The sequence below is a fragment of the Cocleimonas sp. KMM 6892 genome, assembly GCF_035798195.1.
Taxonomy (GTDB): Bacteria; Pseudomonadota; Gammaproteobacteria; order Thiotrichales; family Thiotrichaceae; genus Cocleimonas; species Cocleimonas flava.
Genome location: NZ_JAPFBV010000002.1, coordinates 737,345 through 752,018, shown reverse-complemented (window position 1 = coordinate 752,018; position 14,674 = coordinate 737,345). Strand labels below are relative to the sequence as shown.

General features: G+C 39.7%; 14 protein-coding genes and 1 pseudogene. 4 read left to right on the top strand and 11 right to left on the bottom strand.

Annotation, left to right across the window (positions count from 1 at the left end; genetic code table 11):
* Positions 1-38: 38 nt before the first annotated feature.
* The 3 genes from kdsC to OO007_RS08915 form a co-directional block, all read right to left on the bottom strand.
* Positions 39-599: a 3-deoxy-manno-octulosonate-8-phosphatase KdsC gene (kdsC, locus tag OO007_RS08925; protein WP_131905098.1), complete on the bottom strand. Its 561-nt coding sequence runs from the start codon at positions 597-599 to the stop codon at positions 39-41.
* Positions 600-1,583 carry a KpsF/GutQ family sugar-phosphate isomerase gene (locus tag OO007_RS08920; RefSeq protein ID WP_325808535.1) on the bottom strand — a complete coding sequence of 328 codons (984 nt, stop codon included), beginning with the start codon at positions 1,581-1,583 and terminating at the stop codon, positions 600-602.
* 113 nt (positions 1,584-1,696) lie between these two features.
* Entirely contained in the window at positions 1,697-2,674 is a 978-nt protein-coding gene (locus OO007_RS08915; RefSeq protein ID WP_131905100.1) for a calcium/sodium antiporter, read from the bottom strand.
* A gap of 232 nt (positions 2,675-2,906) precedes the next feature.
* Here OO007_RS08915 and OO007_RS08910 point away from each other — a divergent pair, with 232 nt between their 5' ends.
* The 4 genes from OO007_RS08910 (at position 2,907) to OO007_RS08895 (ending at position 7,171) form a co-directional block, all read left to right on the top strand.
* Complete coding sequence (locus OO007_RS08910) at positions 2,907-3,860, top strand: cupin-like domain-containing protein (protein ID WP_325808534.1); 954 nt, start codon at positions 2,907-2,909, stop codon at positions 3,858-3,860.
* Positions 3,861-4,152: 292 nt separating this feature from the next.
* A complete protein-coding gene (locus OO007_RS08905) occupies positions 4,153-4,827 on the top strand; it encodes an adenylate kinase (RefSeq protein WP_131905102.1) in 675 nt (224 codons plus the stop codon).
* A 280-nt stretch (positions 4,828-5,107) separates the two neighbouring features.
* Positions 5,108-6,838 carry a SulP family inorganic anion transporter gene (locus OO007_RS08900; RefSeq protein ID WP_325808533.1) on the top strand — a complete coding sequence of 577 codons (1,731 nt, stop codon included), beginning with the start codon at positions 5,108-5,110 and terminating at the stop codon, positions 6,836-6,838.
* An 81-nt stretch (positions 6,839-6,919) separates the two neighbouring features.
* Positions 6,920-7,171, top strand: coding sequence for a hypothetical protein (locus OO007_RS08895; protein ID WP_325808532.1), 252 nt, complete (start codon positions 6,920-6,922; stop codon positions 7,169-7,171).
* Between the two features lie 89 nt (positions 7,172-7,260).
* Here OO007_RS08895 and OO007_RS08890 read toward each other — a convergent pair whose 3' ends face one another.
* The 8 genes and pseudogenes from OO007_RS08890 to OO007_RS08855 form a co-directional block, all read right to left on the bottom strand.
* Entirely contained in the window at positions 7,261-7,974 is a 714-nt protein-coding gene (locus tag OO007_RS08890; protein WP_325808531.1) for an electron transport complex subunit E, read from the bottom strand.
* Positions 7,974-8,648: an electron transport complex subunit RsxG gene (gene rsxG / locus OO007_RS08885; RefSeq protein ID WP_325808530.1), complete on the bottom strand. Its 675-nt coding sequence runs from the start codon at positions 8,646-8,648 to the stop codon at positions 7,974-7,976. Before rsxG ends, OO007_RS08890 begins: the two co-directional genes overlap by 1 nt.
* Positions 8,649-8,661: 13 nt before the next feature.
* Positions 8,662-9,744 (bottom strand): electron transport complex subunit RsxD, encoded by a 1,083-nt coding sequence (gene rsxD, locus OO007_RS08880; RefSeq protein ID WP_325808529.1) that lies wholly within the window; start codon positions 9,742-9,744, stop codon positions 8,662-8,664.
* Positions 9,745-9,747: 3 nt separating this feature from the next.
* Complete coding sequence (rsxC, locus tag OO007_RS08875) at positions 9,748-11,445, bottom strand: electron transport complex subunit RsxC (RefSeq protein WP_325808528.1); 1,698 nt, start codon at positions 11,443-11,445, stop codon at positions 9,748-9,750.
* A gap of 200 nt (positions 11,446-11,645) precedes the next feature.
* Positions 11,646-12,185, bottom strand: a pseudogene (gene rsxB, locus OO007_RS08870) (electron transport complex subunit RsxB); the annotation flags it as partial.
* 1 nt (position 12,186) lies between these two features.
* The gene (gene rsxA / locus OO007_RS08865) at positions 12,187-12,768 is read right to left on the bottom strand and encodes an electron transport complex subunit RsxA (RefSeq protein WP_131905109.1); all 582 of its coding nucleotides are present in this window, start codon (positions 12,766-12,768) and stop codon (positions 12,187-12,189) included.
* A 430-nt stretch (positions 12,769-13,198) separates the two neighbouring features.
* Positions 13,199-14,071 carry a DMT family transporter gene (locus tag OO007_RS08860; protein ID WP_325808527.1) on the bottom strand — a complete coding sequence of 291 codons (873 nt, stop codon included), beginning with the start codon at positions 14,069-14,071 and terminating at the stop codon, positions 13,199-13,201.
* Between the two features lie 223 nt (positions 14,072-14,294).
* Positions 14,295-14,600, bottom strand: coding sequence for a BolA family protein (locus OO007_RS08855; protein ID WP_325808526.1), 306 nt, complete (start codon positions 14,598-14,600; stop codon positions 14,295-14,297).
* Positions 14,601-14,674 lie beyond the last annotated feature (74 nt).

Below are 14,674 nucleotides of genomic sequence, written 5' to 3'. Positions count from 1 at the left end.
AGATATGTTAGTTAAGGTTGTCTGCATGGGGTGTTATTTTAACTACGAATATAGCTTTGTAAAATATCATCAAGAAGTCCGTGTGCTTCGAGTATAAATTCGCAGGCTTCGCGACCAGCGCCTCTGCCGCCATTTAGTTGACAAATCAAATCCGAATTTTGTTGCACAAACCAGTGTGCATCCGCAGTCGCAATAGATAAACCAACCTGACTCATAATGGGTAGATCTATGACGTCATCACCAATAAATGCAATATTCTCTTTCTCAAGTTTTGTCTTTTCCAGAAGCTCATAAAAAGCGGGGACTTTATCTCGGTAACCCTGGTAGATATATTCTTTAGGGATCTTTAAATTATTTGCTCTATGCATAACAAGCTCGGATTTTCTGCCGGTTATTATTGCAACGTTAATACCATTATCCAGTAATAATCTTATGCCATGGCCGTCCTTCGAATTGAACGCTTTATATTCCTGACCCTGATTATCAAAAAACAAACTGCCATCTGTTAATACGCCATCAATATCGAAAATCAGCAGCTTAATTTTTTTTGCTTTTTCTAGTAGCTCCTGTCTTTTTTCTTTATCTGAAATTTGATTCATTTATACGATCCCAGCTTTTAGTAAGTCATGCATATGTATGATACCTTTTATTTTTTTATGTTCATCAGTAACCGGTAAAACAGTGATTTCTTTATCTTGCATAAGGTTTAAAACATTTACAGCGAGTTCATCACTGTGCGTAGAAATACATTCTTTATGCGCGATATCTCCAATCTTAACTACCTTTAAGTCAATGCCATTTTCAAAGGTTCTACGCAAATCGCCATCGGTGAAGATACCTAGCAATGTATTATCCTTATCACTGATCAACGTTGCGCCGAGCTTTTTACTGGTCATTTCCAGAATTGCATTGCTTAATGTTGTTTCGGGCAAACAGATAGGAGTTGCTTCGCCTTCTTGCATAATATCTCTAACGTGAACCAGTAGTCGTTTACCTAAGCGACCACCAGGGTGGGATCGGGCAAAATCATCTGGCGTAAAGCCTCTCGCTTCTAATAATGCCACTGCAAGAGCATCACCCATAACTAAGGTTACCGTTGTGCTTGAAGTAGGTGCTAATCCCAAAGGGCACGCTTCTTTTTCTACCGCAATATCCAGATGGTAATCAGAAATTTCGGCTAATGGTGAGTGTTTATCGCCAGACATTCCAATGACAACAGCGCCTAATCTTTTAACAACTGAGGCTATGGTTACGACTTCTTCTGTGGTTCCAGAATTTGATATCGCCACAACCACATCTTCAGCAGTAATCATACCCAGATCACCATGCAATGCTTCACCGGGGTGAACAAAAAAAGCAGGCGTTCCTGTGCTGGCAAGTGTTGCAGCAATTTTATTACTGATGTGTCCGGATTTTCCCATGCCTGAAATAATGACACGGCCTTTGCAGGATAAAATAGCTTCACAAGTCTTTATGAAATTTTCATCAAGTCGATGCTTTAAAGCTTCAACAGCTTCAATTTCAGCAGCGATAACAGCTTGAGCCAATCCTATAAAATCTGGTTTATCTTTGTTGATAGTCATGAATAGTGCTAATCCGTCGCAATGCCATATAATCAGGCATTTGAGTAATTAATGTTGATTAAAAGGATTTAAAAAATCAATCATATAGTAGGTATCAATGATAATTTAAAAGGCTATTGAATAGTTTTAAAATAGAGTAATGCTTCATAGGCGATAAACGCCAAAAACAATACTAAGCCATTCATTTTCGTGATTTTGAAACGGGCGTTTTTAAAACAACCATAGCTAAATATTAACAGGATAACAGTCAAACCTAACATAACCCAAATATCTCTATCTAATACACCTTCAGGAATGGCTAGTGGTTGTATTAACGCCGGAATAGGTAGAACAGCAAGTGTGTTAAACAGGTTTGACCCAACAATATTGCCAACAGCAAGGTCGGTTTCACCTTTACGTGCACTGCTTATTGTTGCGGCTAACTCAGGTAAGCTGGTGCCGATTGCAACAATGGTCAGCCCTATGACTAAATCACTTATTCCCATGACACTAGCGATACTCGAAGCACCCCATACGAGTAGTTTAGAGCTCACCAAAAGGAGTAACAATCCAACAATTGTCCATATCATGGCCTGTTTGAAAGGCATGGTTTCTGGTAATTCACCGAGCGTTTCATCTACCAGTGGATCATGGGTATGTCGGTCTTTTCTTGCAGAAGATATCATCCAGTAAAGAATACCTGCCATTGCACAAACAAGAATGACACTATCCAGTCTAGAGAAGTAATTATCCAACATAAGCAGCCAGGCCAGAATGGCTGAGGCTAAAACCAGTGGAATTTCTTTTTTCAGCAAGCTTGAATGTACAGGTAGCACAAAGAACATCGCTGTCACACCTAACACCAGTGTGATGTTAGTGATGTTAGACCCTATTGCATTGCCAATACCCAAGCCAGGATTGCCTTGTAAGGCCGCTGCAGCAGAAACCAACATTTCAGGTGCTGAAGTGCCAAGGCCGATAATAAGCATGCCCACAATAAGTGGCGATATACCCATCGTTCGGGCGATATTAGATGCACCATCTATAAAACGATCAGCGCTCCATATCAGTAGAAATAGCCCAAAAATAATGGCTGCAACAAAAGTTAACATAAGGAGATTAGTTCTTGGAAAAACGAGAGATTATACAGGCTTTAAGCGATCACGATAAACACTTAAAGATTATAAAAAGCGTATAAAATATTTATACTGGGTTTGTAAATAATTGTTTGTTCCTGAGTACATTTCTCAACACATAAGTTAACTATAAAAAAACGCCTCAAAGTAGGGGGGTGTCATTTTATTTGATAGCGTTATAATAAATCTCAGTATTTCTAATTAGACCATGCCATCAATGAACAATGATTATCAGCATAATAAAAACAAAGGTTATTTTGAAATAGCGCGTGAGCCTTCCAGTATTTCGTCAGAAGTATTTACAGAAAAATATTATAAAACCGAAACGCCAGTAATCATTGAAAATATCGGACAAGATTGGCCTGCAATTTCTACCTGGAGTGAAGACTATATAAGAGAGAAGTTAGCCAAAGACGCTAAAGCAAAAGCTGCTTCGCTTTGGTACTGGATGGAGAAAGGCTCTTTAGAAGAAGACTACCAAACGCCAAAAATCATTGATCAATTACTAGACTCAGAAAATGTATTTCCACGTAACGAGTTAATGCGAATCTGGGCACACCCACAAGGGAATGTCTCCAGCTGGCATTACGATGCTAATATGGTGAACGTTTTTAATGTGCAGATGACAGGTAAAAAGAAATGGTATCTGGTTTCACCTGAAACACCATTAGATTGCTATCCATTCACTAGCTTTGCGATTATGGATGGTAATGATGAGAAGATTTTTAACAACAAAAACTACACTCGTGTCATTTTGAATCAGGGTGATATGCTGTATATACCGCCGTTATGGTTTCATAAGGTTATATCACTAGAAGAAGAAAACCTTAATTTGAATTGGATCTTCACTAAAAAAACTACTGATGTTGTATCCACAACTTTAAAACGTGAATTAGATCGCTACTCGCTGCAATCGTATCTTTCAAATCATCGTTACCAATGGGTGCAAAAGACGTTTTCGAATATTAACCAGAATATTCCCGGATACCTTCGCTGGAAATGGCGATATCCCGAAATGATCGAAACTCCAGTTAAACCGAGAGTATTCGCATTGACGCGCTTGACCGTTAAAGAGATCTCCTCTTTAGCTAAGGTGGCGCTGCATGCAAAAAAAATCAAACCTTATATAGAGAGCATTCGCTCAATCAAAAAGTTAAGTTGATTATCAATTTTTGATACGAAGAGAAATTTATCAGTAATGAAGAGGAATTAGATTATTGTGCTTTTTTGTGTTTGTTGAAAAGTCAATAATAGTTCATAAGATACATAGTGAATATTAATAATTGCCAAAAACGGACTAAAATTGTTGTGGCGTCTTTTAAAGTGAAATCTTTTCAATTACCCTATAAGAAAATCAAGATTTTGTGATATAAGTATAAAATAATTTTTACTTATGATTATTATAATAAAATATCATGATGTGAGTTCGACCAAATTTTACTAGGGAGAAGTTAATGAATATTTTGGCCTTCGGTCCAAATGGAAGTGGCAAAGGCACTCAAGGTGCTATCGTGAAGAAAAAATATGGTCTTGATCATATTGAATCTGGAGCCATTTTTCGTGAGCATATTAAAGGTGGGACCGAACTAGGACTCAAAGCCAAAGAATACATCGATGAAGGAAATTTAGTCCCTGATGATCTAACTATTCCCATGGTATTAGAAACACTCGCAAACTCTAAAGAAAACGGTTGGTTGCTTGACGGTTTTCCTCGTTCGTTAGCGCAAGCAGAAGCGCTGGATAAGGCGTTAACAGAATCTGGTATGAAGCTTGATTATGTTATCGAAATTGTCTTAGATCGTGATATTGCCAAAGAACGTATAATGGGTCGCCGTTTATGTGCAAACGACAATAATCACCCTAATCATATTGCCTTTGACGCGATTAAGCCTGTTGAGAAAGACGGCGAGCTAGTATGTCGTGTGTGTGGCGGAGAGTTATCAGCCAGAGCCGATGATCAAGATGAAGCTGCGATCAATAAACGCCATAATATCTATTACGATGATGTTACCGGGACGATGGCTGCTGTTAACTATTTCAAAAATAATACCGATGCAAAGATAATATCTATCGATGGATCAAAAGGCATTAAAGAAATATCTGAAGAGCTAATTAGTCAGTTGCCTTAATCAGTTGTTTTGAACAGTGTAAAAACTAATTGATTACTTCAATGTGGTACTAAGTATTTTAAAGCCTGACTCATCTTAACGATGGCTCAGGCTTTTTTATTAAACGATGATTTAGAATGATTTCATGCTCAATAATTTGAATATGAAAAAAAACGCCTGTAAGTAGGGGGGTGGCTTTAGAATTTATAACAGATTGAAGCCTTTTTATCCTTGAGCTAATCAATTTAGAGGCATACAATCCGCTCCCATTATTATTACTCCCTAATATAGTGATAGACTGATGAACATTGTAGCTCTGTTTCCCTTTTTGGCTTGGTTTAAACTCTTAACTAAAGAGACAATAAAAGCGGATATCATTGCAGGGCTGACAGGTGCGGTCATTGTGCTTCCGCAGGGCGTAGCTTTCGCTACAATAGCGGGTCTGCCTCCTGAATATGGTCTTTATACGGCAATGGTTACTCCGATCATTGCGGCATTATTTGGCTCCTCATTTCACCTGGTCTCTGGTCCCACCACTGCGATATCCATCGTTATTTTTTCTGCGGTTAGTCACCATGCAGAACCAGGCACTCCAGAATTCGTATCAATGGCGTTAACGCTGACTTTTCTGGCGGGTATTTATCAATTAAGTTTTGGTATCGCTCGATTAGGGGCTTTGGCTAACTTCGTATCACACACGGTTGTTATTGGCTTTACGGCTGGCGCAGCAATTTTGATTGCAACCAGTCAGATGAAAAATATTACGGGTATCTTCGTGCCAAAAGGAGAATCCTTTGTGCATACCTGGATAGAAATAATCACAGGCTTTGCTCAAACCAATATCTATCTTGTGTTGATAGCAGTGGCTACTATGATTGCTGCTCTCAGTATCAAAAAGTTTATACCGCGTTCGCCGTATTTATTATTCGGCATGATAGTCGGTAGTTTGCTCGCATTATTTTTTGGTCAATTTACCAACGACATAAAATTAGTGGGAGAAATTCCGCGACACTTACCGCCGTTTTCAACGCCTGATTTCTCATTTGCTAATTTACAACTGTTAACCTCTGAGGCTTTTGCGGTTGCCTTATTAGGACTTATCGAAGCGGTATCCATCAGTCGTGCAATATCCACGAAATCCGATCAGCGCATAGATTCTAATCAGGAATTTATTGGGCAAGGAATGTCTAATATCGTTGGTAGTTTCTTCTCGAGTTATGCTGGCTCAGGTTCCTTTACCCGTTCAGGTATTAACTATGAAGCAGGTGCGAGAACGCCTTTATCAGCCATATTCGCTGCTTTGTTCTTGGTTGTAATCGTGTTGTTGGTGGCTCCATTAACCGCCTACTTGCCAATTGCCTCGATGGGTGGCGTTATACTATTGGTTGCCTATAATCTGATAGATATACCGCACATCAAACAAACACTGGCCTTTAGCAAATCAGAGTCTTCGGTGTTGATAACCACGTTTCTGGCGACACTGTTTCTGGAACTAGAATTTGCGATCTACCTGGGTGTGTTGTTGTCGCTGGTTTTATTTCTGGCAAAAACCTCTACGCCGAAAATACCTGTGTTATCTATCGATGATGGCCCAAAAAATACGCATCGTAAGTTTATTGATATTCGCGAAAAACCCATTCTACAATGCCCACAACTTAAAATAATTCGTATTGATATGTCGATTTATTTTGGTTCGGTGAATCACATTCAAAAGAAATTCGCCAAGATCTCTGATACTGAAAATATTAATCACATCCTGATAGAAGCCAGTGGTATTAACTTTATCGATCTGGCTGGTTCAGAAATGTTAGTTGCTGAAAATAAACGTCTCGATAAACAAGGGGGCGGCCTCTATTTCGTAGGAATGAAGCCCGGCGTTTATGCGGATGCGGCAAAATCCCACTTTATCAAAATGATTGGTAATGATCATTTCTTTGACTCTAAATCGCAGGCAATAAGACTCATTAAGAAAAGACTTGATGATAATAAATGCGCAAGGTGTCAGGTCAGAATATTTAATGAGTGTAATTAACTCTAAATAAAACTCATTAAATACAGTGAATGTTTTGTTATCGTTTGAATTTTGTAGGTTTGAAGATTATAGGTTTGTAGAATGAAAAGAGAAGAAATTGTTGATACGTTAAAGCTTATGGCGGCAGAGAAAAAGACGCCTGCTGAGATGTTGCGTTTTTTAGTCTTGGAGCAAGAAATAGAGCAGCAATTAGAGTGGATGACACTCTTTTCTGAAGCTTTTGATGTAACACTGGGTGAAGTAACAGCATTGAGCGGATGGTGGCACGATGAAAGTGCTGAGCTCAACGATAATGATATCAATGCTTATATTTCACCGTTGATAAAACAGTAGAACATTGATTGAATAATAGCCCATTGATTTATTGGTCGATAACTGACGAAACAGCCGTTTCTATAGTCAATAAAAACGGTTCACAACTATTAAGACTTTAGCTTCTTATCTACAACGTTTTTCATAGCGATAAGAAAGCCCATAACCAAAAAAGCACCTGGGGGTAGAATAGCTAAAAGAAAGCCCTGATATTCTTCAAAGGGTTTGATGTACCAGTCTTTTGCAATATCACCAAACATCAATGATGCATCTGCAAATAAGGTGCCACTGCCGATAATTTCACGTATTGCGCCTAATGCAATCAAAACCAAGGTGAAACCTAATCCCATCATAAATCCGTCAAGAGCCGCACGTTTAATGGTGTTCTTGGATGCGAACGCTTCTGCGCGCCCTATAATTAAACAGTTGGTTACTATCAAAGGGATAAAGATACCAAGCACACTATGAAGTTCTGGTGTGATGGCATTCATACTCAGATCTATCATGGTAACAATGGATGCGATTACTAATACATAGTATGGAATTCGAATTTCTTTTCGTACCCAGTTTCGAGTAAAAGCAATAATGATGTTTGATACCGTCAACGTGATAATGGTTGCGATACCCAGACCTAAGCCATTGATCAAATTTCCAGTTACTGCTAGCAACGGACATAGACCTAATAATTGAACCAAGCCCGGATTATTATGCCAAAGGCCATCCATCGTGATTTTTCTGCGTTCACTTTTATTCCAGACAGTTCCTTTCGGAGGTGATACGTCGTCCAGATCTAAGCCTGTATCAGTGGGTGAAGTGGCAGACATTATTGTGTACCCTTGTTTTTAGATTGTTTATTGCTATTAGGCACAGAGTTTAGATGCGTCATAAATATTCTGTCCATATTTTCTTGCGCGTAGAGTAAGGTAGATCTTGTAGCATTAACGATGGCTCTTGGTGTGATAGTAGCCCCCGTGAATTGATCGAAATCGCCCCCATCTTTTTTAACATGCCAGTGCTCAATATCCGGATTGCCTAAGGATTTTCCATCAAAACCAAGTACCCAGTCACTCTTGCGTATTTCCATTTTATCACCGAGCCCCGGGGTCTCGTGGTGACTTACAACACGAAGACCGGCTACCGACTTATCGTCTGCATTGATACCTAGCAAGAATGTTATCGCACCGCTATAGCCCTTCAATGTAGTCACTTCGAAAATGGCAGTTACAGGTTTGCCTTTTAAGGTGGCAAGGTAGACAGGTGTTTCTCGAATAAAGCCATTCTCAGCAGGCTCAATAATGATTTTGCTATTTGCCAGATCATTGTCATAGGAATTTTTTGGGGCAATCTGGTTGAGTGCCTTTAACAACAGCTTTGCCTGATTTTCTTCAATTTTATGCTTGGTTAAGCTATTCGTTGTCGACACTAGCACCACGCTAATGAAGGCAAATAATGCCAACGAAGCACCCGCTTTTTTCATCGCTTCAAAATGCTGTTTCACGGCTCTATCCTGATCATAGCTTTTTATCCTGTTTTCGCTGTGTAGCACCAGAAGAAAAGAACGAAGGTTTGTGACCAAATACGCGAGGCTGTGTGTAGTAATCAATCATCGGTACAGCCATATTCATGATGAGTACCGCAAATGCGATGGCATCTGGATAATTGCCCCAGACCCGAATAATGTAGATAAAGAAACCAATGCTGGCTCCGTAAATCAACTTGCCTACGGGTGTGGTACTGGCTGAAACGGGGTCAGTAGCGATGAAAAATGCGCCAAGTATGGTCGCGCCACTAGTGATATGAAACAAAGGGCTGGCAAAACTATCTGCAGAAAAAAGATAAAACACAGCTGAAAGTAAAAACAATGTACCTAACAAGGCAACGGGTATCTGCCATTGAATAACTTTTTTATAAAGCAACCAGATGCCACCTAACATGAAAGCCAAACTACTCCACATCCAGGTGTTTTGTGAGAACGTTTGTAAATAGGAAGATTCTCTCATTACACTGCTAAAATCTGTGCCTGCGCGCAAGCCTGTCTTAACTTCATCCAAAGGTGTTGCCATGGTTATGGCATCCCAGGCGGGTTTTTGATCGCCAAAAATAAAGGAAAGTTTTTCCATAAGGCTAAAATCATAAGCGCCGAGATCACCAAAGGTTCGCGGGTGTACCCATTGGCTCATTTCAAAAGGAAAAGAAACAATTAATACGGCGAAACCGACCATAGCAGGATTGAAAGGGTTATATCCCAAGCCTCCATATAGATGTTTTGCAATGATGATCGCAAAGAAAATGCCAACAAAAATTATCCACCATGGCATTAGTGGAGGTAGCGTTAACGCAAACAACCACGCGGTTACTATGGCGCTTAGATCGCTTAGAAAAGGCAATAAAGGACGTTTGCGAATGATCAGGGCTAGCGTTTCCAGAGACACCGCAAAAACAATTGAAATGATTACATTCAATAATATCCCGGTGCCGAAGAAGTACATCAACGTTAAGGTGCCAGGTATTAAAGCTAATAGCACTTGCAACATCACACTGTTGATGTTCTGACTGCTATTCAAGAAAGGGGATGTTTTAGTTTTAAACTTCATTGTTTATTCAGCTTCTTCAGTACTGGCTTTTGCAACAGTCTTGGTATCAGATTCTTTGGTATCCATTTTCTCAGACTCTGTGCGTGCCAGTTTTTTTGCTTTAGCTCTTTCCATCGCTGCTTTTATAGCATCTGCTTTCGGAGAGGTGCTTTGCCCACCTGTTGTACTGTCTGATTTTGACGCGGCTTTTTTCTCTTGTAGTGCTGCCTTGTGTGCTGCGCGTTTTTCTTCTCTTTCGCGTTTATCGCGTTCTTTTCTGTAGAGTAAGAATTCATGTCTTTGACGTGAGAGATCGGCTTTCTCTAATGCTATTTTCTGTTCACGTATTTCACTTTTACCAAATCTAAAATAGTCCACGAGTGGAATATGACTAGGGCAAACATAACTACAACAGCCACAATCGATACAATCTCTTAAGCTGTGATCTTCTGCTTTTTCAAAATCTTTGGCGCGAATATGCCAGTAGAGTTGTTGTGGTAATAATTTTACTGGACACACTTCCATGCATTTGCCGCAGCGGATACATGGCAGTGTTGGTTGATTAGAGAATGCAGGATTTGATTCACGTAAAGATGTCGCAGAAATAAACAAGGCGCAGTTAGTCGCTTTAATAACGGGCACGGCATCATCCGGAATGGCAAAGCCCATCATTGGACCACCCATGATTAAATTCTCTGCCATTTTTGTATAGCCGCCAGCTTTTTCTGCTAGGTGACTAAAAGGTGTGCCAATTAACACTTCGTAGTTTTGCGGGTGTTGAATGCCGTTTCCAGTAACCGTAATAATTCTTGATATTAAGGGTTCGCCTAAATAAATCGCTTTGTAGATACTGTAGCTTGTGCCTATATTCAAACACATGAGGCCTAATTCAATCGGTAAACCACCCGAGCGTACTTCTTTTCCGGTGAGAATTTCGATCAGTTGTTTTTCACCACCACTAGGGTAAATAGTAGGAATGGTAACCACTTCAATATTTGATAACTCTGCAGTTGCACTGCGCATTGCTTCAATGGCTTCAGGCTTGTTATCTTCAATAGCAATCAGGCATCTTTGTGGTTTTACCAATGCTTGTAACAATTGAATGCCTTTTACAATATCAGCACTACGATCTTGCATTAAACGATCGTCGCAGGTGATGTAGGGTTCGCATTCCGCACCATTGATGATCAGGGTTTCAATGTGCTTAATTCCAGAACTGGCTAGTTTTACGGATGTAGGAAAAACAGCGCCACCCAGACCAACAATACCAGTCTGTTCAATTCGCTCTAATAAAACGGAGGAGTCCGTGTTATCCGGATCTTCTATTGGTGGTAGTTTGAAATGACCCCAATCATCCTCTCCATCTGTTTCGATTATCACACAAATTTCTGCCAGCCCAGATGGGTGGGGTATTGAGTGCTCTCCGATATACGTAACTGTTCCAGAAGTCGGCGCATGAATAGCAGCACTAATAACATCTGATTTTTCTGCGATTAATTGACCTTTTTTGACCAAGTCTCCGACATTAACCACTACCTCAGCACTTTTACCAATGTGTTGATGAATCGGTACAATTAATTTACTTGGTATGCCTGCTGACTCGATAGGTTTTTGATTTGAATCTTTTTTGTGAAACGGGGGGTGAACACCGCCATGAAACTTGTACAGTTTTATACTCGTCGTTTCAGCTAATGAACGATTAGATAAAAGCGAAGCATTCATGGTTATGCTGCTCCTCTTGTTTTATCATTCAAATCACTTTTGCTGTTTTTATCGGCACTGTAGTTGGAATCAGATGAGCTAGATAGACCAGTAGTATCTTTCTGATTATCTTGTGTGTCATTTGAGGGTGTAGAGTTTGCCATTGCAGAAGGCTCTTTAATGGTTGTCTCAATAATTGTTGGCACCATGTGATAGGTCTTTTCAATCGATTTTGGCTCAATCCATTTCCAGCTATCTGGCGTTTTTTTGAGAGGTTCCATGACTATGCAGTCAACCGGGCAGGGTGGTAAACATAGTTCGCAACCAGTGCATTCAGATTCGATGACCGTATGCATCAGTTTTGCAGCGCCAACAATAGCATCCACTGGGCAGGCTTGAATACACAGAGTACAACCAATGCAATCCTGTTCGATAATGACCGCAACTTCTGGTGTTTCAGGAGCAGCTTCAGCATCTTCGTCGAGCTCCATGGGCTCTACGTCCAATAAATCGGCCAGCGCCAAAATAGTGGTTTCTCCACCAGGAGGACATTTGTTAATCGGTGCTTCGCCTTTTGCTATGGCTTCTGCGTACGGTCTACAGCCCGGGTAACTACATTGCCCGCATTGCGTCTGGGGTAACAGGCTATCCACCTGATCAGACAAGGGGTCACCTTCGACTTTAAACTTTACTGATGCATAGCCAAGGACTAATCCAAAGAATACCGCAAGGCCAACCAAAATGAATATAGCGGTTAACATATTATCCTTTGATCAAACCTGTAAAGCCCATGAAGGCCAGTGCCATTAAACCCGCGGTAATCATGCCAATTGCATTGCCTTGAAAGGCTTCTGGCACATCTGCTGCTGCAAGACGTTCGCGCATTGCGGCAAATAACACCAGAACCAAGGTAAATCCAAGAGCGGAACCAAAGCCGTATAATGCAGATTCGATAAAATTATTCGATTGTTGAACATTGAGTAGAGCAACACCGAGTACTGCACAATTTGTGGTTATCAAGGGTAAATAAATACCTAAAACATTGTGAAGTAAGGGGCTGGTCTTATGTACGACTAACTCTGTAAAACCAACAATAGCGGCAATCACAAGAATAAAACTAATTGTGCGGAGGTATTCAAGGTCAAAAGGCGCTAATAAGTATTCATGGACCAAATAACTGGAAATAGATGAAAGTGTGAGGACAAATGTAGTTGCCAGGCCCATACCCATAGCTGTCTCAAGCTTGCGAGATACACCCATAAACGGGCACAAACCTAGAAACTGAGCGAGAACAATATTGTTCACCCAGACGGTTCCGACGATAATAAGTAGGTATTCAGTCATTTTGTAACTATTGCGAGTTTAGTCAAATTGGCGTGGTTTCATGCAAATGAAACCTGATACTTAAAAAAAGCGCTATTTTGACATATTTGGGCGCATAACCTAACTGATTTTAATAGCCTGAGATATAAAACATACTATTTTTGTTGGTTATTACGATCTGAGTCATGAAAGTTTTCATTTATCGAAATTTGTCATTAAAAATACTTGATAAGTTAGTAAATAATAATATACTGAATTTGTCTATTTGTTTCATTCTTTTTTATGGGTATGTAATAAGAATGGTAATAGACAATTTAATACCCTCCTAGCGGTTGGCGCTCCTCTTTGGGGCGTCTTTTTTTTGCCTAAAATAAATAGCCAAAAATATCGCTGTAAGTAGGGGGGTGCCTTAAGAATAAATCTAAATTTATATTTTCATCATGGGTGATGTTTAATTTTGCAATGAACGCTTCTTTTCACGATTTGCTATTAAGAACGAAGACATTCCTGCAACGATCAAGATAATCAAGCCTATAAAACTTAAATGATCAGGCCATGTATTAAATACCACTACACCAAAAATGGTAGCCGCCACTAATTGAATATACACAAATGGGGCAATGACACTTGCTTGTAATTGACGGCTTGCTTCAATGATTAATAGATTGCCGATAGCGGAAGACAATGAACTAAGTAATATCAATAGTGAAAAATTTATATTGAGTTCTGGTACTTCCTTAAGGCCGAAAGGTGCTAATACAAAACTGCCAATCACCAGTGTTGAAATTAAAATCAAACGCGGTCTAAAAGTGCCTGCGAGCCATCTATTGGTCACGAGAAAAAAGCCGTAAAATGTTCCTGCCATAACAGCATAAATCATACCTGTACTCATACCGAAACCAGGTTTTATGACTAATAAAGCGCCGCCAAAACCCACAAATAACAGCGTAGACCTCGCCAGTGTAATGGGCTCTTTCAGAAAAATCGCGGCAATAAAATAAGATAAAATAGGGCCAATAAAGAAAGCGCCAAATACATTGGCTATGGATTCTGTTTTAATCGCAGTCAGAATAGACGATACAGAGGCGATAAAAAGAGCTGCGCGAATAAGTAATCGCCAATTGAAGAAATGACGTAATTCTGAAAGTTTTAATCCGCTGAAAGGTAATAAACACAGTGCGCCAATAGCAAATCGAGACCAGGCAACAAAAATGGGGGTTACTCCCTGTTGCATGAGTAATTTCCCTGCCGTATCTCCCAATGGTATAAGCGTCATCGCTAGTAAAATCATTGCAATAAATAGCAATTTATTATTTGAAGTCATTGGTGAAAACAGCCTATTTTAAAACGTCATTGAGCAACTAAAGGAACAAACTAGGTCAAAGAAATAGATACAAAAATTAAATAAAGAAGTAAATTGAAGAAGCTATTTGTAATAGCTATTTGAAATATCTAGTCGAAGAAATACTTTGTGTAACTATTTGAAGTAACTGATAGGCGAATGAGAATAGTAACTAAAAAAACGCCTGTAAGTAGGGGGGTGACCTTTATTTGCTTCCACCTTCACATTGTGGAGAATCTGCAACTTTTCCGGCTTTTTCAAAGTATTCACTTGGTGTCATGGTATGCAGTGCCAATGCATGAATCTGTTGTAATACATCGGCAAGAGCTGCATTGATCATGCGATGACGGGCAATTAACATTTTTCCTTCAAAAGCATCACTTACCGCGATAACTTTAAAATGAGACTCGGTAGCTGGACCGTTATGCATGTGACTTTCATTGATAACTTCCAAGACTTCAGGAGCAAGTGTTTCTGTTAATTTTTCTTCAATGGTTGTCTGCATATTCATAATTCTGGCTCTTTATTCATAACACTCGTGTAGGAGTGGCTATTATGCGGTCTAGTCAAATTTAAACAAGGTGA